Origin of the sequence: Colwellia sp. BRX9-1, assembly GCF_014077195.1 — a bacterium.
Taxonomy (GTDB): Bacteria; Pseudomonadota; Gammaproteobacteria; order Enterobacterales; family Alteromonadaceae; genus Colwellia_A.
This window is the reverse complement of sequence record NZ_JACGVM010000011.1, coordinates 14046-35079: the sequence shown is the minus strand read 5'-3', so window position 1 is coordinate 35079 and position 21034 is coordinate 14046. Positions and strand designations below refer to the sequence as shown.

General features: G+C 36.1%; 16 protein-coding genes. 13 read left to right on the top strand and 3 right to left on the bottom strand.

The genetic code is table 11. The features are described from left to right. Positions 1-81 precede the first annotated feature (81 nt). Positions 82-6153 (bottom strand): beta-propeller fold lactonase family protein, encoded by a 6072-nt coding sequence (locus H4J76_RS11430; RefSeq protein WP_182230623.1) that lies wholly within the window; start codon positions 6151-6153, stop codon positions 82-84. 363 nt (positions 6154-6516) lie between these two features. Next, positions 6517-6981: a transposase gene (locus H4J76_RS11425; RefSeq protein WP_182218640.1), complete on the bottom strand. Its 465-nt coding sequence runs from the start codon at positions 6979-6981 to the stop codon at positions 6517-6519. A 16-nt stretch (positions 6982-6997) separates the two neighbouring features. On the opposite strand from H4J76_RS11425, the gene H4J76_RS11420 reads away from it, so the two are divergent. The 11 genes from H4J76_RS11420 (at position 6998) to H4J76_RS11370 (ending at position 16548) form a co-directional block, all read left to right on the top strand. Next, on the top strand, positions 6998-7285 hold the full coding sequence (locus H4J76_RS11420; RefSeq protein ID WP_259377139.1) for a hypothetical protein: 288 nt from the start codon (positions 6998-7000) through the stop codon (positions 7283-7285). Next, positions 7275-8132, top strand: coding sequence for a polyamine aminopropyltransferase (gene speE, locus H4J76_RS11415; protein ID WP_182203490.1), 858 nt, complete (start codon positions 7275-7277; stop codon positions 8130-8132). Before H4J76_RS11420 ends, speE begins: the two co-directional genes overlap by 11 nt. Positions 8133-8613: 481 nt before the next feature. Beyond that, a complete protein-coding gene (locus tag H4J76_RS11410) occupies positions 8614-9273 on the top strand; it encodes a methylamine utilization protein (protein WP_182230622.1) in 660 nt (219 codons plus the stop codon). Beyond that, positions 9263-11590 (top strand): EAL domain-containing protein, encoded by a 2328-nt coding sequence (locus H4J76_RS11405; protein WP_182230621.1) that lies wholly within the window; start codon positions 9263-9265, stop codon positions 11588-11590. Before H4J76_RS11410 ends, H4J76_RS11405 begins: the two co-directional genes overlap by 11 nt. Beyond that, on the top strand, positions 11574-12395 hold the full coding sequence (locus H4J76_RS11400; protein WP_182230620.1) for a DUF3034 family protein: 822 nt from the start codon (positions 11574-11576) through the stop codon (positions 12393-12395). The genes H4J76_RS11405 and H4J76_RS11400 overlap by 17 nt, the downstream gene beginning before the upstream one ends. Further along, positions 12395-12832, top strand: coding sequence for a group 1 truncated hemoglobin (locus H4J76_RS11395; RefSeq protein WP_182216343.1), 438 nt, complete (start codon positions 12395-12397; stop codon positions 12830-12832). Before H4J76_RS11400 ends, H4J76_RS11395 begins: the two co-directional genes overlap by 1 nt. Positions 12833-13036: 204 nt before the next feature. Then, entirely contained in the window at positions 13037-13309 is a 273-nt protein-coding gene (locus H4J76_RS11390; RefSeq protein ID WP_070376442.1) for a DnaJ domain-containing protein, read from the top strand. A gap of 21 nt (positions 13310-13330) precedes the next feature. After that, positions 13331-13795, top strand: a complete 465-nt coding sequence (locus H4J76_RS11385; RefSeq protein ID WP_070376443.1) for a hypothetical protein — start codon at positions 13331-13333, stop codon at positions 13793-13795. An 87-nt stretch (positions 13796-13882) separates the two neighbouring features. Further along, positions 13883-14530, top strand: a complete 648-nt coding sequence (locus H4J76_RS11380) for a hypothetical protein (protein ID WP_070376444.1) — start codon at positions 13883-13885, stop codon at positions 14528-14530. 63 nt (positions 14531-14593) lie between these two features. Continuing rightward, the gene (locus H4J76_RS11375; protein WP_070376445.1) at positions 14594-15514 is read left to right on the top strand and encodes a hypothetical protein; all 921 of its coding nucleotides are present in this window, start codon (positions 14594-14596) and stop codon (positions 15512-15514) included. Positions 15515-15825: 311 nt separating this feature from the next. After that, a complete protein-coding gene (locus tag H4J76_RS11370; RefSeq protein WP_182216338.1) occupies positions 15826-16548 on the top strand; it encodes a hypothetical protein in 723 nt (240 codons plus the stop codon). Between the two features lie 89 nt (positions 16549-16637). On the opposite strand, the gene H4J76_RS11365 is transcribed toward H4J76_RS11370, so the two are convergent. Continuing rightward, positions 16638-18479, bottom strand: a complete 1842-nt coding sequence (locus H4J76_RS11365) for a M2 family metallopeptidase (RefSeq protein ID WP_182216336.1) — start codon at positions 18477-18479, stop codon at positions 16638-16640. A gap of 740 nt (positions 18480-19219) precedes the next feature. Between H4J76_RS11365 and H4J76_RS11360 the strand changes: the two genes are divergently transcribed. Both H4J76_RS11360 and nagZ read left to right on the top strand, forming a co-directional pair. Beyond that, positions 19220-19840 carry a TetR/AcrR family transcriptional regulator gene (locus H4J76_RS11360; protein ID WP_070376448.1) on the top strand — a complete coding sequence of 207 codons (621 nt, stop codon included), beginning with the start codon at positions 19220-19222 and terminating at the stop codon, positions 19838-19840. A gap of 161 nt (positions 19841-20001) precedes the next feature. Continuing rightward, positions 20002-21015 (top strand): beta-N-acetylhexosaminidase, encoded by a 1014-nt coding sequence (nagZ, locus tag H4J76_RS11355; RefSeq protein WP_182216335.1) that lies wholly within the window; start codon positions 20002-20004, stop codon positions 21013-21015. Positions 21016-21034 lie beyond the last annotated feature (19 nt).

Genomic DNA, 21034 nt, shown 5'->3' with positions numbered 1-21034 from the left:
AATTAATCAAGCTATAAATTGTTTAATTGATCGGCATTAGACTGTTAAGTCCCTTTTGTAGTTATATCTAAGCTGAGTTATTTAATCGATTCTTAACTTAATAACGTCATAATAACCATTTGCACCAAACAACCAAACGGTATTTTCGAAGCTACGAACATTGACTTTAGATTCAATATCGGTTGATGTCGTAATTTTTGCAGTTGCGACACTTGTTATGCTATCGCCTATTGTTATATCCATTAAATTAACCGAAATAGCTTTATCAATATTCTTTGATACAAGTAGTATTTGTTGGTTATTTAACAAAGAAATATCCCAATGTCCCACTAGCGACTCTGCAGCAATCTCTACCAAAGCCCCTGTATCCATATCATGAGCATAGGTTACAATTTTATCGTTAGTTACATCAGTAGTATCATCAGCAGCTTCAATACTATACACATAGAAATTATCGGCAGAGAAAACAAACTGAGTTAAACTTGGAAATGCACTCTCTTTTACAGATAAGACATCGCTATTATAGCTATAAGTACTGCCAGCTAGGTGAATATCAGATCCATTAACTTTTATCAAATCCCATTGCCCAAATTGAGAAACATCTGTTGAAATTGCGCTAAGTAGGGTTAAGGTATTATCATCTTCGATTAAATAAAGTGCTAAACCAAAAGACTCGGCATAAAGGGCTGAATCAAAAGACTCTCCGTTAGGTAAAGTATTTAGACTACGCTCAAAAGTAAGAATACGATTATTTGAAAGTAATATACTTTTATAAACACTATATCGTTCACTACCATCACCTAAATAATATGTTTCCACATTAATAAGTTCACTGCCAGCAGTTGGTATTTCTGCCACGGTATATTGTGTTCTTCTCTGTTCAACTGAAAAGTCATCGGCAAAAAACATCACTTTATTATCATTAAACAATAAAGACGAACGAATGCTTTCACTGCTTAATTGTAAATTATGAAATATATTCGTAGCTAAACCTAAGCCATTACCTAAGTCTTCAATGCTTGTAACGTTGCCACGATTATTCATCGCTACAACTGAATCATTATTAACCGCAAAGCTAGCTAAGTTATCAAACCCTTTAGCTCCAAATTTATGTTGATTAATCGTTTCTTCTTCAATTAAATCGATATTATTGACGATATCATTATACCAGCCAATCCAGGTGACTCTATTTCCATCATTATTAAGATGAATATCAAGGGTCATATCATCTAGATTTGAATTACCAAAATGATGAGTAATCGCTGAATCACTAATGGTTAGGTAATCAATTTTATGGTTACCACTATTCTGACTGTTAATAACCACTTTGTTGCCTTCGGCATTAATATCCATAGCCATAACAATAGATCCAGGAATGTTATAATTAATGGTGTCATCAACCGTTAAGCTACCATCACTTGCTATATCTAACGTCATGAAATATTCATCAGCCGCTATATAGGCTTTATTTGATGTTTTAGACGTTAATAATGACATGCCATTAGAGTTATAGTCGGGAAACTCTTGAGTTGTCGAGCTAGACACTTCACCTGTATTTTGATCTAATGTTAAAGTTTGCACTTTTGCTATGCCTGATGAATAGCCGTAATACAAATATTGATCATCGCTAGAAATATCAAAGTTATGCTCATAATCAGGATATTGGTCAAGTGGAGAAGCAGAAATATAAGTTAGATGTCCAGTATCAGCGTTAATACCATAAACAAGTAAGTTATCATCGCTAGTACCATAATGCGCAGTTGCATATAAGAAACGACCATCAGAAGAAATTTTAAACATTTCAACTAAATTTAAGGATAGATCAGTAATTTCTGACAAATAACTAAACTGTGAGTTAGTAACCGTACCTTCAGTGCTGTCAACATTTAGTACCATTAACGCCCCCCCATCAGTGTCATCTTTTTTTGCATTTAACGCCCAATAGAGATTACCGTCCGGTGAAAACTCTAGATAAGTGCTATTAGATACCTTTACTAAGCCAAGTTCGCTAGGTGTTACTAGTTGTGACGTTTCAGTTACTTGTCCATCATCGCCCATAGTAATGATAAGTAAACCATTAGTACCACCAACATACATAAATCGGCCATCCGCACTAAATACAAAGTCTTGCGCATTATCAATCAAGCCGTCTTTATCTTGTGCCATAACAGTAATCGCAGAATCTACAACCCCATCGCCATTATCGTCAGTATCAGCGTTATCTCCAGTGCCATCATCGTCACTGTCAATCCATTCTGTACTATCTAAAGGAAAGGCGTCGTCTTGATTTAAGTAACCATCGCCATCGATATCATAGTCAGAATTATTACCAAGACCGTCCTCATCGGTATCTAGCCACTCAAAGCGATTTAATGGAAAAGCATCTTCATCATTTATTATGCCGTCACCATCTATATCAGTGTCAGAATTATCACCAACTCCATCTTTATCTAGGTCTGTTGTTTCTGTTGCATCTAAGTCAAATAGATCGGCATTATCAAATACGCCATCACCATCAGAATCACTATCAGATGCTATCTCAACTTTAATCACGTCGTAGTAACCACCTTGCACAAATAGCCATACAACATCGCTATTTTCAACAGGGTAGGTATTAACAAGGAACTCTGTATTACTTTCAGTGGTAACTGAAGAAGTAGACACGTGAGTTAAACTGCCATCATCATTTACTTGTACTGATTTCAAGGTAATGTTTTGGTTTTTGTTTAACGAGGTGATTAAAAAATTCTGCTCTGAAACTTTAGTCATTCGCCAAGTGCCCGGCATTTCTTCTATCGCCATTTGCGTTAATTCGCCAGTATCAGCATTAATTGCATAACTGATTAACTGTTCTTCAACAAGGCTATAAACAAACGTTTTATCTTTAGCATAAACAAACTTGTGCAGATCATTAGGTAAAGTACCTATTGATGTTATCTCATCGTTAGTCAAACTAAACGATTGACCATCAACATAAAAGTTATCACCATCAAAAACCAGGCTATTGAAATTAGATACATAACCATCATCAGCAACGAAAGCACTTACAAAGGTCAAACTATTATCTGATTCGATGTTATAAAGCGAGTAACCAATTGTTTGGCTGGTATTAACACTTCTTTCATAAGCTAAAAGTTGATTTTTCCGTGGCACTTTAACGCCAGTATAAATACGATATAGTTCTTCACCATTACCTAAATAACGCGTAATAGGAGTTAATAAACTGGTACCTTCTTCAGGAATAGTTGCGGTTACATAAGTAGTTCTTGAGTTCCCCGTATCATAATCATTGGTAATAAAAAGCAATGTCGATACATCTAGGGCAACTCTACTTCTTAGCGTACCTATTAAATCAGGCTTGTCGTAGTGGTTAGTGACTAAACCTTGGTCACTACCGGAATCAGTAATTTTTACCGAGTTCGCTTGACGATCCAATGATAACGTACTGTTTTCTGTTAATACTGTACTTTGTAATCCACCAAGGTATTTCGCACCAAATAGTGTTTCATTAATTGTTTCATCGGCTAGATTTAAGGTGTATAAAATATCGTTATAATATCCAAGCCAATTAGCTTGATTACCATCGCCTGAAAAACTTATTGATAACGAAAACTCTTTAAGACCAACTTTTGAATATTGAAGTTCAGGAATAAAACTTTCATCAATAGTTATATGGTCAACTCGATTAAGGCTTGTGTCATAGTCAGAGCTAAAAACAATTGCTGAATTTTCAGCTTCATTGATGCTAAGTGCCATAGACGCTGGTTTTGTTGAGTCATAAGCAATTGAGCTTTCAACAGAAAAACCACCATTAGCTTCTACATCTAGCACCATAAAGTCGCCACCGGCAGTCATAAATGCTCGATCACTTGTTTTAGATGTCACAAAAGATAAACCCGTTGATTCTATATCAAATTCCTGTACCCAAGAATCTATGACAAATCCCTTGTCAGTATCAAGCATCATTACAGCTAAGGCGGCGGATGAAGGGGAGGTGTCGTAATTGGTATAACCGTAATATAAATATTTATTATCAAAAGAAATATCAAAGTTATGTTCATAATCTGGATTACCAAAAGTATCTAAATCGTAATTGCTTACATAACTTAAATGACCAGTGTCAGCATCAATTTTATAGATAAGTAATTCATTTCCGGCATCGCCATAATGCATAGTTGTGTAAAGAAATTGGCCGTCCGATGAAAACTTGAATATTTCCGGTTGATTGGCTGCAATACCTGATGATTGTTCAAAGGAAATGGTTTGTGCTTTTACAACACTACCTGTTTCTTCGTTGACATCAAAAACCATCATGACATTAGCTTGAACATAGTTAATTTCTACTTGCGTTCCCCAATACAACTTACCATTAGGAGAAAAATCTATATAAAAGCTCGAAGTTCTCCAACGAGAACCTAAATCAGACGGGGTAACAAGTTCTGTTCTATCAGTCGCTTTGCCATTTTCATCTAAGGTTACAATCAATAGACCATTTTCACTACCGATATACATAAACTTACTATCAGGACTTACTACAAAGTCTTGAGCCCACTCAATTAAACCATCATTTTCTTGAGCAATAGTTTTATATGCTGTGTCATTGTGCCCATCACCATTATCATCGGTATCAGCATTATTTCCTACATTGTCGTTATCACTATCAACCCACTCTGTAGCATCTAAAACAAAAGCATCATTAATATTTAAATAGCTGTCACCATCAATATCTGGATCAGAATTATTTCCTAAACCGTCGAGATCTGTATCAATAGATTCTGTTGCATCATAATCAAAAGCATCGTTGTCATTTAAAACGCCATCACCATCAATATCAGTGTCAATATCATTTGCAATACCATCGCCATCAAAATCATCAAGTTCAATACCAACTTCTGCTGCTTCTTCTAAATTAGCTGCAGTTTCAGCGGCGGCAACAGCAAGTGCTTCAGCGATTTCTTCGTCAGTTAAGCCACTATTTTCAAGTTGAGTTAATTGTTGTAAAGTAGTCTCCGCTGTAATTATAGCAATCTCAGTTAATACGTTTATATCTAGAGTACCGTCCAAATCTTCAGCAATCATAGCTTCAATAACTTCACTTATAACATTGGCAATAACGGTAGCATCAGCAATTTCTTCTGCTGTAATTCCATCAGCTGAATTGATATTATCTACCATTAAATCAATAATGACATCTCCCATTACGCTTGCCTGTTGGCTAGTTTGAGCGATGACTTCAGCTGAAACTGCTTCGGTAGAGGTTATAATTGCTTCAAAAGAGTTATAAGTTGTTTCATTAATTAATTCGATAACAGCGGAAAAGTTCTTGCTAGTTTCAGTCGTTAATGATTCTGCATTTTCTTCAACAAAACTAATAACAGATGATGCGGTAGCATTTGCAAGCGCGCCAATTGCTTCTGTATTTTGAACTAATACTCCACTTTCATTCGCTTGTTGTATAATAGAGGATATTTGAGAAGAGACAGTTTTCGCAACTAATAATTCACCTGCAGTAACGGCATTGGTTAAGTCTTTAGGGATAACTTGGTTTTTAATCATAAGCTCAGATAACACCGTTAGCTCTTGACTTCCCGTTTCTAAATAATCAGTTGAAAGGTCTGCTATAGATATGCCTAAACTTTCCGCTACTGCTGTTTTAGCCGCTTTAAGATCACCATTGTTTTCAGCAGAGATCGAAACAAGAGTTGTTAAAGGAGTAGCAATGTTTTCTCCTGGTAGAGAAAGCATTTGAAAAGCTGTTTCTTCTGTAATAGGAATACCATCGGGATTCTCATCACTAATAGTATTTTCATCTATCGCCCCTGGAGGAACAATTACAATCACTTTTATATCTTCAGGTGGAAGTCCTAGTGATGTTGTATCTATTTGACCAAAACCGCTAGGTCCTGTTTCAATCCATGGTTCCCCATCATCTAAAGTTTTATTATTATTAAGATCAATATAAGCGATAGCACCACGAATATATCCATCGATAACGGTAATATCTTGATGTGTTGCAGTGGGTATTGGAGCTGGTGGGGTTATAGTAACATCTGATTTTGATTCACTTCCTCCACCGCCACATGAAATTAGTAAAAACGACAAGCTAGCACTAAGTAGTAGCCTTTTATTTCCTATTAATGAAAAACTATCCATTATTTTATCCCTGTATATTATTATTTTTTGTACTTCTGTACACATAAAAAGTAGCAACAATATTCTGTTTATACAAGGACGTATTTGTCTGAATTTAATACTGCTAGGGGATGGTAGTTATAAGTTACTTTATAGCGCGGAAAGTTTCTCATTCTCACGCTATCGAATTTCTTTTTTACTGATACTGGTTAGTTTAATTATTTAACTCAAGTTTAGGGGGGCACTTATATCTAATAAAAGTGAACTCTACATCACTCTATCCCTTCTTGACGTAAGGTGAAACTATCCATTTGCATGACTTGCTTAAAAAATCAATCACCGTTTGCTCAATTTTCGCTAGTACATCAGATTTATCAACGCTTGTTAAATTAACCATTTATTTACTGCTAAAGTCATTAATGCTTTAAATAATCGCAATAGTTTACTGGCAAAGTTCAAACAACTTAGACTCTCTTCAAAATAATTTATTACCTCACTAATCCTTGCCACCCCTTCTTCATGTTTGGCTGATAATAAGAGACAAAACCTTAATCCTGTTAGATTAATTGAGGCGATGTAAACACTGTAATGAAGACTTTGCTCTTTTAAAAAACTGAGTTTTTGTTTCGCTTCTTTGAAGTAAACTTCAATACCCCAACGTAAGGCATAAACCGCTAGTATTTTTTCATCATCTAGCTGACTATCTGTCGTTAAAAAAAACGCCCAATCATGCTTACTTGTCTGCTGCTTATTCTCGTTTATTGAGCGAATAAAGAGTAATTTTACTTTAACCCATTGGGCTGATTCTTTATCTCTCAATGCGATTAACGAACAGCAATATTTAACCATTCATGTGACGCCTCAAATGGACAGTAGTTATATTAGCTTTGAATCGAATATATATTTACTTTTGCTTGCGCCAAAACTTTTAGAGATACTGGCACCAAAATCTTTTGATTTAATGAGCTTTAATGAACAAGCTTTTGAGCAAAAATTAAGGGTGTTAATTCCAACACAATATGTGAGTAAATCACGTGTTTGTAAAAAGCTTGATAATGGCTATTTAGTAAACTTTGCCAACTATATTCTGCCACAGACAGTCTTTGCTGAGCCAATTATGATTGATATTTCAGGAGAAAACCATGCACTCTAATTTATGGGTAGAAGAAAAGTTTGAAGACTTTTTGGGGATTAAATTTAAAGTAGAAAAAGTACTTTTCTCTGGGAAAAGTGAATTTCAAACCGTAGATGTTGTTGAAACTAAAGGTCATGGTAAAATGTTACTAAATGACGGTTTGATTATGGTTACTGAGCGAGACGAATTTGCTTATCACGATATGATAAGCCATGTGCCCTTGTTTGTGCATCCTAACCCTAAAAATGTTTTAGTGATTGGTGGTGGTGATGGTGGAACGGCAAGAGAAGTCATTCGTCATCTATCAGTAAAAAAATGTACTATGGTTGAAATCGACGTGATGGTTGTCGACGCCTGTAAAGAGCACATTCCACAAACAGCTTCAGCCCTCGATGATGAACGTATAGATCTTATTATTGGTGATGGTGTGCAATTTGTTAAAGAAACCACTGAGAAGTTTGATGTTATTATTGTCGACAGCACTGATCCGATTGGACCTGCTCAACCTTTATTTGGCGAAGCATTTTATAAAGATGTTTTTAACTGTTTAGCCGATGACGGTATCGTTGTTGCTCAGGGAGAATCTTCTTGGTATGCCATGGATATTCAACAATCGCTATTGAAAGTATTAAACAATGTCTTTCCTAAAACTTACTTATATAGTTTCAGTAATTTAACTTATCCAGGCGGCTTATGGAGTTTTACTTTTGCGTCTAAGCAATACCATCCTATTAATGATTTTAACGCTGAACGGGTTGAAAAATCAGGCTTAAGTTTTGATTATTATAATGCACCGCTTCACTCTGCTGCCTTCGCCTTACCTAGCTTTGTCAAAAAAGGTTTGCTGGGTTTAATTGATAATTAAGTCATTTTAAACGGCCAATAATCTTTAGACGTTTGTGTTGCAACTGTGTAAGTAAAAATCACCAGACAAGCTATAGCTAAGTAACTCGCTTATTTTGCTATAGCTTATGATTACTCCCCCAAGAGATCCCCTTATTTTGCTATAGCTTATGGTTACTCCCCCAAGTGATCCCCTTATTTTGCTATAGCTTATGATTACTCCCCAAGTGATCCCCTAATGCTCTTTTACTTATATTTATACTTGTGCAAAGGATATTGTTCATTTTTACATCGACTCATTAAACTATTGGCAACGATTCTTTTTACTGATGCTTAGCAGGTAAAGCGCTAAGTCTTTTAACTTTACTATTATCGTTAAATATAAGTTATTACACCGTTAACAATGGAGTGGGATTGAATATTACTTTAATAAAATTAGACTCTTGTCATATGTACAGGTATTATTTAAAACCGAAAAAAAATCATTTAAGGTCATCATGATAATGTTTACGTTTCGATTGTTTATGGTTATATCTTTCTGTTCAGTGGTATTCCTTGAAACTGCTTTTAGCCAAACACTTATAAAAATTGTTGATCAAAATAACGACCCTCTGCCCGATGCTGTTATTGAGTATGTCATACCTCAACCCGTTATAAATCAATCAATCGATGATCGTATCTACGTGATGGATCAAATAAACAAACAATTTTCCCCTCATGTTTTAGTTGTGCCGGTTAATAGTCAGGTTAGCTTTCCCAATAAAGATGATATTAGACATCATGTTTATTCTTTTTCGCTAGCTAAAACATTTGAATTAAAATTGTATTCAGGTAAGCCTAAAAGTCCGGTTCGTTTCGAAGATAAAGGTCTTGTCGTCATGGGCTGCAATATCCATGATGCTATGGTCGGCTATATTTATGTTTCAGATGAAAATAATGCCTACTTAAGTGATACCAACGGAGAGGTCTTGTTAACGCAACCATTAGCGTTAAATACCCAGTTAAAAATTTGGCATCCTAATAGCACTGTAGGTTTAACAAAACATACCCTGTTAACCGTTGATCAAAAAATGATTGATAACAATGAAATTTTTATCACCATAAGCGTAAATGCACCTCAAGCAAGAGGCAGTTTTGAAGAGTTAGCTTTCCATGAACACTAGGTTTAGTTTTAAAGCACAAATTACTTGGCTATTAACCAGTTTAATTTTATTAACCGTAATTATTTTAACGGGGAGTAATTGGTTTAGGTTTGCTGATTATGCAGAAAACCAAATCGAACGCCAAATGTATTTTGCTCAAAACGTACTCGACCAAACATTAAGGTCGCAAGAGCGTGTGTTAACGACTACCGCCAGTGTTTTAGCCGCAGACTTTGGTTTTAAACAAGCGGTAGCGACTCGCGACAAAAACACGGTGGAGAGTGTTCTCTTTAATCACGGTAAACGTATCAATGCTGATTTGATGTTGATTCTAGACTTAGAAGGTAAGTTATCGACGACCAGTTCATTACACTCATTCGATGAAAAAACAATTCAAGCAAATATTACTAAACTTCCTTTTAGGGAGGTTCATGCTCAAATTCTGAGTATCGAAAATAAAGTTTACCAAGTTATTGTTGTCCCGGTTAAGGCGCCAAGAGTTATTGCTTACACCGTGATTGGCTTTGAATTTGACCAAGTTGCACTATTAAAACTGAAAGATCTCATCGCTTTAGACTTAACATTAGTGCAAAACAATCAACTGATTGAGTCAAGTATCGAACGTGAAGACATTATAAAACAATTGTTACAAGGCACTAAACAACAGTCGCCAAACTTATTGCTAACACGAGCAGATTACTTCCACAAAACCATCAACTTCGGTGGTTCTAAAGATATAAAAGCAACCTTGTCTGTGCCTTTAACACAAATTCAAAGTGATTTTAATCGGCTGATTTTTTCTATGTTAATAATAGCGGTGATTGTCATCGTTATTGCTATCACCTTTTCTCGCCTGTTATCTCGAGGCTTATCTACGCCGTTACATATTTTAATGGAAGTTACGAAAAAAATTGGCCGCGGTGAACTTAATGTGCCTAAATTGGCCAACCGTTTGCCTGTTGAATTTAGCGAACTTTATCAAGGATTTTCATTGATGGGCGCGGCTATTGAGAATCGTGAGCAGTCAATTGTTTATCAGGCAGAGCGCGATATATTAACCGGCTTATACAACCGTCATAAAACATTAACGAAAGTAGCTGACTACTTTAATAAAGATATTCACTTAGTGGTGATTACTTTTAATATTAAAGCCTTTAAGGCACTTAATGACACCATAGGATTGACTAATGGTGATAATATTTTAAAAGAAATTGCTGCCCGTATTTTAGTCTATATTGAAAAATCAAATCATAACTTAGAGCACGATATTATTGCTGCGCGCACTAATTCAGATGAATTTTTATTGGCTGTTCCTATACAGAAAACCAATGAAATAAAACATTTTATCGAATTGCTGCAGAGTGAACTTAATCGTCCTTTTTGGCTTGATGACATTAAAATTAATTTATCACTTTATTTTGGTGTCGCCAACTCTATAGAGCATGGTGTCGATGCGGAGCGATTGATCAGGCGATCAACCATGGCAGTTGCTTCAGCTTATCAAGACCAGGTCTTATTGCGATTTTATCAAGATGGAGAAGACGAGGCTTACCTTTATAAGTTGCGCTTAATAGAAGAGTTAAAAGAGGCACTTGAGTGTGAAGTAAGTCCACTTTTCATGAATTATCAGCCAAAATTAAATATGAATACCGGTAAAATTGATAAACTTGAAGCGTTAATTCGTTGGATAAATAAAGAAGGTAACTTTGTAAACCCAGAATTGTTTATTGATTTAGCTGAAAAGGCCGGTTTGATTGTATCCTTAACACGCTGGGTGATCCTACAAGTTATTCAACAAACTGAACAATGGAATAAGATGGGCTACCGTTTTAAGGTAGCGATTAACTTATCCGCACAAGATATTCAAAATGAGCAATTTGTTGATTATTTACTTAACACAGTAAATAATCACGAAGTGTCAACATCGCAAATCACTTTGGAATTAACAGAGAGAGATATTGCCGAAAACGAAGCATTAGTCGTTGCGCGTTTATCTCACCTAAAATCATTAGGTTTTCTGATTTCAGTCGACGATTATGGTATTGGTCAATCTTCATTAGCTAAGTTAAAAAGTTTACCCGTCGATGAACTGAAAATTGACAAAACCTTCATTTTAAAGTTAGAACAATGCCAGAAAGATCAAGATATTGTTGCCTCAACTATCTCTCTTGGTCATAAACTTGGGCTGAGTGTGGTCGCTGAAGGTGTTGAAAACAAAGAAAGCTTAATGTTATTAAATGACTTTCAGTGTGACTATGCACAAGGTTACTATTTATCAAGACCTGTTAGCGCTGAAAAATTTATAGAATGGTATAAAACTTATGAATCGCCTCTTTAGCCTTATATTACTCCTTTTACCTTTGACTAGCTTCGCTAATGGTAAAATATTAGCAACCCCTGGTGTTTCTCAAATCGAGGGCTCAGGAGGCGGTGGTCTAGTGCCTTGGGCGCAATTAGCGGGTTATGCAACGGAAGACGAAATAGCCTTTTCTGCCTTTTGTTCGCAGGCTAACGTGAAAGACTTTCAATTAAATAGCTGCGGAGGGCAAATTAATTTTTATGACCGTGTCGAGTTTTCATTTGCTAAGCAAAATTTTCAGGTCGACCCATTATCATTAACCTTATCTCAAAAAATTTTAGGTCTTAAAGTACGTTTGTACGGTGACTTGGTTTATAGCACTTGGCCACAATTATCAGTAGGTATACAGCACAAATCACTATCAACTGCCGATATCGCTTTTTCATTAGGCGCGAAAGATGACACAGGTACCGATATTTATTTAGCAGCGAGCAAGCTTCATTTAGGTTTGTTGGCCGGCTATAACGTGTTATGGAATGCCACTGCTCGTTACACAAAAGCAAATGAAATGGGGTTACTCGGTTTTAGTGGCCCAAAAGGTAATGGTGCATTACAAACCGAAATGTCAGTAGCCGTATTAATGAATAAACACTTGGCGATTGGCACTGAATATCGCCATAAACCAGACAATTTAGGTCTTGGAGAAGACGACTGGCAAGATGTTTTTGTTGCTTGGTTCCCAAACAAACATTTGAACGTTACTCTCGCCTATCTTAATTTAGGCACTATAGCTGCATTAGCCGATCAAAAGGGTTGGTATTTATCTTTGTCGGGATCTTATTAATGATTAAATATGTTAACGGTTTTTTTATTGTCCTAGTCCTGCAACTTTGCCTTGGCTGTAGTAGTAAGAATTTAATACCAAGTGATGAACTTTATCAAGATATTGGCGGTCATCAAGGGATAGAACAACTTGTTGATGCTTTTGTAAAAAGAATTGTCAAGGATAAAGCAATACTGCCTTATTTTGCCAAGTCGAGCGTCAAACATTTCAAGCACGGTTTTATCAACCATCTGTGTGGTGTGGTTAATGGTCCCTGTAAATATAATGGCGATAGCATGATTGATATTCATACCGGCATGAATATCAATGAAGCTGATTTTAATCGTGTGGTAGAGTTGTTAATAGAGGCGATGGAAGATGTTGATATCTCTTATCAGTCCCAAAATAAAATATTGGTTAAATTAGCTGTTTTGAGACCAGAGATAATAAAAATGTAAAGTCGGCAACTGTTTCTATCTGTTGCTTAAGTTAGCCCTAACAACATTATTTGCGTTTAGTTTTAATCGATTACCTCTATACCTTAATATAAACGAAAAATAAGCAAACATAATGATGTTAATTATGTAATAGCGAAGGTAAAATTGCGCCAATTGTGTCAACAGTCATTTTTATGTTGTCTTGCTAAAGGTAGTTGAAATTTTATGGATTATTTTGAACAGTTAGGCGTGAGTAGGGTGTCAACCACCATCGAAATTAAAAAAGCTTATCGAAAACTTGCCAATAAATATCACCCAGATAGAAATGATAATGTTGAAGCCAAAGAAAAGTTTCAACTTATTCAAAAAGCATATGATGTTATTTCTGATCCAAAAAAACGGTCATTATATTTAAAAAGTAACTATACGGTAATAACCGATCCGCGAGAAATTGCTGATTCTTTTTGGCAAAGTGCTTTTAATCAAGCGCAGAATTAGCCTTTTTACTAGGAGATTTGTATGCAATCCCAAACTAACTTACCAGAATATTTAACGGATGATTTCTCTATGTATTTAGAGAATATGAATTCATTATCGGATCCAGAAAATCCTGATCTATTATCAAATTATTTATCAAATTTGTTTGAACAATTAAAGCAAATGCCTTTATTATTTAATGGCATGGTTGATCAGTTGGCGATGGCTATCTCAACTAAGGTAAGAATCGATAGTAAAAATTTATCGACAATCGAGCTTAACGATGAACCAGAGTGGGCTGACGTTAAGCCTTTTGTCGGCGTTCATGCTGATGCTCGAGCATGTATTACTGAAATAATGGCGCATGCTGAAGACGACTTGAAAAAAGCTGTTTTGCTGATTCATTTCTATAATGGTTATGATGCAACGCCCTTAAAAGCCGAAGAAGATGATTACGCTCAAGTCGATGATGACGATGAATCTAATGATTATGATGAGAACTACTAAGCTTAATCAATAAGAGTGTAATTAAGTTTAACTCACCATTAAAAACCGAAATAATCGACAAATAAATATAAGTTTTAAGGAATCAACTTGACAAAAAATGCATTAATTCTAGCTAGCGATATTATAGAACAAGCACAACACAGCGGTAGACGTGCAGGCACTTCATTAGAGGCTATTGCCTCTGAGCACGGCGACGAAAAAATGCTGGCAGTGTTAACCGAGATGGATATTTTAACGGTAGCAAAAATTGTCAGAGAGCACGATGCCACCATTCCCTCTATTGCCACATGGTTAATGGATGCTGAGTCAATAAAACAACTCTTAAATGTTGAACCATCTTACTGGCAAAATATTGATGAAGACCACGTCTTTTGTGCACAAACAGAAGCGCATAGTTTGTTAACGCAAATATTTCTTTCTTCTGATGATGAAGAAAAACAACGAGAAGTATTAACGGCGATAGTTGAAGACGACTTTGGTCTTTTATACTTGTCTTTACCATTCATCGGCCATGATTTTTCAGAAATTGAAGAAGATGAAGAACAAACCTCTGGTAGTATTGAAGAATTATTAATGAAAATAAAATCCTTAAGCGAAGAAGCTTATCGTGAAGTAATGACGGTTAGTACCAATGGCACACTCGATAATATAGAGAATGCATTAAAGCAAAATGCAAATAAACAAAGAGTGACTGCTGTAGAAATGGATACCGACGATATGTTTGCGCCTCTTTAACGCTAAACTGCCACCGTATTTATTTAGCTTATAATAACCGCTTTAATTGATTGGAATTCATCAATGAACATTGCAGAGTTAAGAAATTATCCGTTTTTACTTTTAGTATTAAGAGACGGCGAAAGTGAAGGTTTTTTTACGCCTGAATTTATGCATAAAACCAAGCAACAGTTATCTGATATGTCTTTGAGAATAGCGTCTGATAATCTATCAATAATTTATGCTGATCAAATTAAAAAAGGCTGTGAAATTGTTCTGGGAATGAGTAATTTAGGTTTGTTAGACCTTTGTGATAACGACACAGATAAGGCAAAAGAAATTTTAAAAAGCCAAGGTGTTGTTTATTGCTTTCGGGCAGGCTGGGCGAAGTATGCTCAATTAAAAACAATATCCCCTTCATACTTCGAAGAAATATCTATTCGCCGTTACGCTTTAGCCATCAATGATACAACTGATATCAGAGTAATGCATACAGCGTTAGTTAATGAAGGGTATAAAAGTGCCAAGTTATTACAAGTTTATAAAAGCATTGCCACAGATTATTGTGCAACCAGTTTACTTGTTGACGATGATGAAGAGGTATTGTTGTTTGAATTACAAAAATTTCTAAACACCGCCATTGCATTATTACTTATTGATAGTGATAAAAAAGTTTTTACTACAAGTTTGTACGAGCAGTTGAATACTTACCTGACCAAAACAGATAAACAGGCCCTACTGACTAAAGTCGATACTTGTATTGCCAGTTTTACTGAACAATTATCAGTTTTAACTAAAGGTTACCTGCAAGATATAAAGTTATTAACGTTCACTGAACTTAAGGGCATTATTGATCAACAGGAAAATCTCTCTATTTATATTCAGGAGATATTAGAATTGCCTATCACTGTTGCTAATGAGCTCAATGGCGACTTTGACGGTGGCTATGACTTTCATGCTGACGATGAAGATGATTTGGCTTATTTAAGACCTGAAGGGCAATAATAAAAGTATTAACCAATACTTAAAAGTAAGCGATAACTTGTTAAATAACCGTGCACTAGTGCGGTTATTTCTTTGTGATAACTCAACTCCAGATAAAATTTTCAATGCTATTCATTATTAGCGCTTTTTTTTAGTTTTTGTTAATACAATTAAACCTTCCCTTTATTAAGTTTAGACCTGTCGGTTGAAATATTACTTTCTGTGTTGATAAAATATATCTAAGGCAATTACTTGTACAGATTGGTTGACGTAAAGTTTAGGTTTAAGCTACCTTACTCATCATATTATTATTTTTGGATAAAGGGTTATGGATGAATAGAATAAAGAGGCGTTTTTTACCTGTTGTTTGTTGGGTTGCTGGTAGTGTAATAGTGAGTGCTTGTTCTTCTTTACCTGTTTATCAGAACTTGTCTAGTGACGCGATAGTGGTTAATGCTAAAAAAAACAGCCCTGAGTTAGCCGATGAATTTACAGTAGACATAGGTGATAACTTATTAACTAAAGTGTCAGGTAGCTACTTAGAAAAAAAAACGCAGTCTGTTAGTTTACTTACTCATATTAAATTTATTTACGATGAACACCCAGGATTAAGCAAAGGAAAAACCACCCTGTTAGGCATGAGTCGCTCAGGGGGCAATGCCGCTTGTTTTAATGACGCTGAATATGATGATGGTTTGGTTAAATTTTGTTTATTTGATGAAAACAAAGATGGGTATTTTGAATTGGGAACTTTTGCTGGCGATGAAGGTGTTACTTTAAATATCCCTTATAATATTTTTAGCGATAACAGTAAGACCCCTGAGAAAGGCTATTTCAGAAAAACACTCTCTTATAAAGGATTATCAAACGGTAAAATTAACTTTAACTATGCTGAATACTCAGCAAACATGGCTAAAGCGACTTTTAGCCAAGATTTTTCTATAGAAAATAAACAAGGTGCGCATATCCTATTTAATTTCAAAGGCGCTGAAATAAAAATCAAGCAAGCGACGTTGTTAAATGTTACCTATGAAGTCATCCAATACTTTAAGTAATTATTTTAGTTCCCATTCTCCCCAATAAAAAAGCCTGATAAGTCAATTATCAGGCTTTTGTCATAAAAAATTATAATGGCATTAAAAGATTAGAAACCACATTGCTTGCCTTTGTTCTTCTCTTTTAACCAGACTTGTAAAGGAGCAAAGTAATCGAGTACTGCGGTTGCGTCCATTTGTTTACTCCCAGTCAACACTTTATAAGCTTCTTGCCAAGGCTGACTAGAGCCCATTTCTAACACGGTATTAAGTGCTTTACCGGCAGCCTTAGAGTTGTAAATTGAACAGCGATGAATGGGATCGGTATTACCTGATATTTCACAAAGCGCTTTATGAAACTCAAATTGTTGAATATGCGCTAAGAAATATCGACTGTAAGGTACGCCACCAGGCACATGGTATTTCGCACCGGGGTCAAATGCATCAACTTCACGAGCTACGGGTGCAGCAATGCCTTGATACTTTTGACGTAATTCCCACCAAGCTGTATTGTAATTCTCTGGTGTAATTTCTCCTGAATAGACTTTCCAACGCCATTGATCAACCATTAAGCCAAAGGGGATAAAGGCTATTTTCTCTAACGCCATTTTCATTAATAAACCAATATCTTTTGATTCGTCAGGGATAGTGTCGATTAAGCCAATTTCTTTCAAGTATTTAGGTGTTACTGAAAGTGCAATGGTGTCACCAATCGCTTCATGAAAACCATCGTTGGCACTATTTTGAAAATAAACGGGTTGATCTTGGTAAGCGCGCTGATAGAAATTATGACCAAGTTCGTGGTGAATAACGTTGAACTCTTCGCCGGTTTTTTGAATACACATTTTAATGCGAATATCATCTTTTGCATCAAGATCCCAAGCGGAAGCATGACAAACAACATCGCGGTCTGCTGGTTTAGTAAATAATGATCGCGTCCAGAATGTTTCAGGTAATGCTTCGAACCCTAAAGATGTAAAAAAGGTTTCAGCCCCTGCAACCATTTTAATTTCGTCATAGTTATTTGCAGCTAACTGCTCGGTAACATCATAACCTGGATCTGCATTTTCAGGAGCAACTAACTCATAGATATTCCCCCATGATTGTGCCCACATATTACCCAACAAATGAGCGGGAATAGGTTGGTCTTGTGCTACCTTATCTTCTCCATAGGTTTTGCCTAGTTCGCTGCGAACATAGCAGTGAAGGTCATCGTACAAGGGCTTTACTTGTCCCCATAAACGGTCAAGTTCTTTAGCGAAATCGTCAGCAGGCATATCGTAGTTTGAACGCCACATGGCGCCTAAGTCTTTGTAGCCTAGCCCTTGTGCACCCTCATTGCCTAATTCAGATTGACGAACAAATAAAGGTTTCATCTCTGGACTAATTGTTCGCCAGCCTTGCCACATTTCTAGCAATTCGTCGTAATCACGTGATGTTGCCATCGTCGAAGTCATTTCACCCAAGCTTAATTTTTTTCCAGCTTGGGTCGTGTATGTTCCTTTACCGTACATGCCGCCAAGTTCAGAGCCAATTTTTGCCAGTTCAGCTGACTTTTCAGAATCTTGTGGCGCTGGCATAACTAAGCTTTGTTTTAAGGTATTTAATTTTCTACGTTGTGTCTCTGTAACATCGACATCGTCAAATTTAGCCGCTGCCATAGCGAAACGAACGCCAGCTTCTGTTGATTTTTGGTTTGCTGCCGCAGATAGGGCGGCTGTATCATCGGTAATAAAATTTGAATAAATCCATTCGGCGCGGCTCCCCTCAATACCTAGAGCGATTAATTCTTTTTCGGTAGCGTTAAGAAATACATTCGCATCTTTTGCTGTTAATGCTGGAGCTACTTGCGTTTGTGCTTGCTCAGTTTGTGTAGAATTTTCATCATTACATGCAGTAAGTGAGGCCAATACACACAAGGCTACGCTTGTTTGTTTGAATAGTTTTATCATAACAGTCTTATATTTTTATTATTAATAGATAATGAATCGCCAGTATATAAAATTGTCTAGTCAGCTTAAAGCTTTGACCGCAAAAACTGATCAAACTTTTACAATACTCTGTGATTAAGTAAGTTTGACCATTATCTTACTAGGTAATTAACGGGCAAACGTTAACGCGATTAACGTTAAATAAAAGTCGAGATTAAAGATAACCGATGTAGATTAAATCAGATAAACCAGTAGGGAAGTATCAACGTATCTAAACGTTTTAGTTGTTTCGATAAAAAGCACTAAACACTTTTACGTTGAGTGCTTTATATCGCCATATTATGCTCTTTACTTTCAGTGTGTAAACTTAACCTTAGCGAATGTGATTAAGGTTAAATTAGGCTTATAAGCGTAGAATTTAATGCTAGGGCTTAACTTTTATTCTTGGACTGAACTGATCGTCATCTCCAGTACTTTGTGCGCTTCAATATTCTCTTCAATAAAACGTAAAGGCCTACGTTGCGTTTTTTACGAATATAACAACGTTTGGTCTGTATTGTGATCGTTGCCATATTCATCTGGCTGTGAATAGGTAATAGAGGAGGTGGCTATACCAAAACAAAGGCTATCTTGTTGAATTTAAATGTAAATTTATTGATTTGTATATTCATTGTTGCGTTATTTCAAACGCTTGTTTAAACTAGGCTTAATTAATGATGAATATTTTCATTTAGGGCGCAGGTAAGAGGTACCGTTGGCACATGAGTACAAAAAACAAAATTTTAGATGCAGCAGAAAAATTATTCGCAACGCAAGGTTTTAATGGTACATCATTAAGAGAAATTACTAGCCAAGCAGAAGTTAATTTAGCCGCAGTAAATTACCATTTTGGCTCTAAAAAAGAGTTAATAAAATCAGTAATGTCTCGTTATATGAACGAGCTTTCACCTCGTTTAGAATTATCGCTAGTGAATATATGCGAACAAGATGATTTAACCTTACTTGAAGTGTTTTCAGCTTTTATTGAACCCTTGTTATCATTAAATGAATTTAAAGAAAATGGTACCAGTAATTTTTTACAATTATTAGGACGAGGTTATAGCGATAGCCAAGGCTTTTTGCGTTGGTTCTTAACGACACAATACCCCGGCGTTATTAATAACTTTGTTAAAGCGGTGCAAAAAGCTTATCCAGAGCTTACTGCTGAAGAAATGTTTTGGCGTTTGCACTTCACTATGGGCACAGTGGTTTTTACCATGTCTTCGAGTGATGCTTTAATTGATATCGCTAAAAGTGATTTTGATCGTAATATGGACATTGCCGGCGTGATTAAACAAGTTATCCCTTATGTCGCCGCAGGTGTTGCTGCTCCTTTACTTTAATCTTACTCTTTTATCATTTTGATATGATATATCCGTGATACTTCGATCTGTCAGCGATAATTTTCAGGTATCACCGTTATATATCAATATCAGCCTTTGTAATTACTATTGATTTAGGTAAAGTAGCAACATCAAAAACTTATCATCTTCAAAGTGTGTATATGGGTCCTATTATGCTAGATGTGCTTGGCACATCTTTAACGGCAGAAGACAAAGAGCTTCTGCAACATCCTCTTGTTGGCGGGTTAATTTTATTTACTCGTAATTATGAATCCCCTGAACAAATAGCAGAATTGACTGCTGATATCCGCCGTGCCGCTAAAAAGCCATTGATTATTGCCGTTGACCATGAAGGTGGTCGAGTTCAGCGATTTCGTGATGGCTTCTCTCTTATTCCGGCAATGGGTAAGATTTGGCACTTTGCCGAAGAAAATATTAGTGTGGCGCAAGAGCTGGCTAAACAAAGTGCAATATTAATGGCATTAGAAGTTCAAGCCGTCGGTATTGATATCAGTTTTGCACCTATTCTTGATATTAACGATATTAGTGCTGTTATTGGCGATAGAGCTTTTCATAAAAATCCAGAAATTGTTTGTCAACTCGCTAGTGCTTTTGTCGATGGCTTACATTTGGTTGGTATGAAAGCTACGGGTAAGCATTTTCCTGGTCATGGCAGTGTTGAAGCTGATTCTCACCTTGCTTTACCTATTGACTCTCGTTCACGTGATGAAATATTCGCTGTTGATATGTTACCTTTTAAAACGTTAATTAATAGCAATAAGGTCGATGCATTAATGCCTGCCCACGTTATTTTCCCTGACGTTGACCGCGAAGCTGTCGGTTTTTCTCCTTACTGGCTCAAAGATATTTTGCGTAAGCAACTTGGTTTTAGTGGCGTTATTTTCAGTGATGATTTATCGATGGAAGGTGCTGCATGTGTTGGTGGTTATGTTGAACGTGCTGAAGCAGCTCAACAAGCAGGTTGCGACATGCTATTACTGTGTAATAACCGAGATAGCTGTATAGATGTCATTGACCATGCCAATATCACTATTGATGAAAAAAGTAATCAGCGCTTATTACGTTTATTGAAAACGTCTACGAGTGGGCTCAGTGAGTTAAAGGCGAATACTCATTGGCAACATGCTCGACAAGCATTAGCCGAATACTTATAAAATAATTTTATCGTCCTCT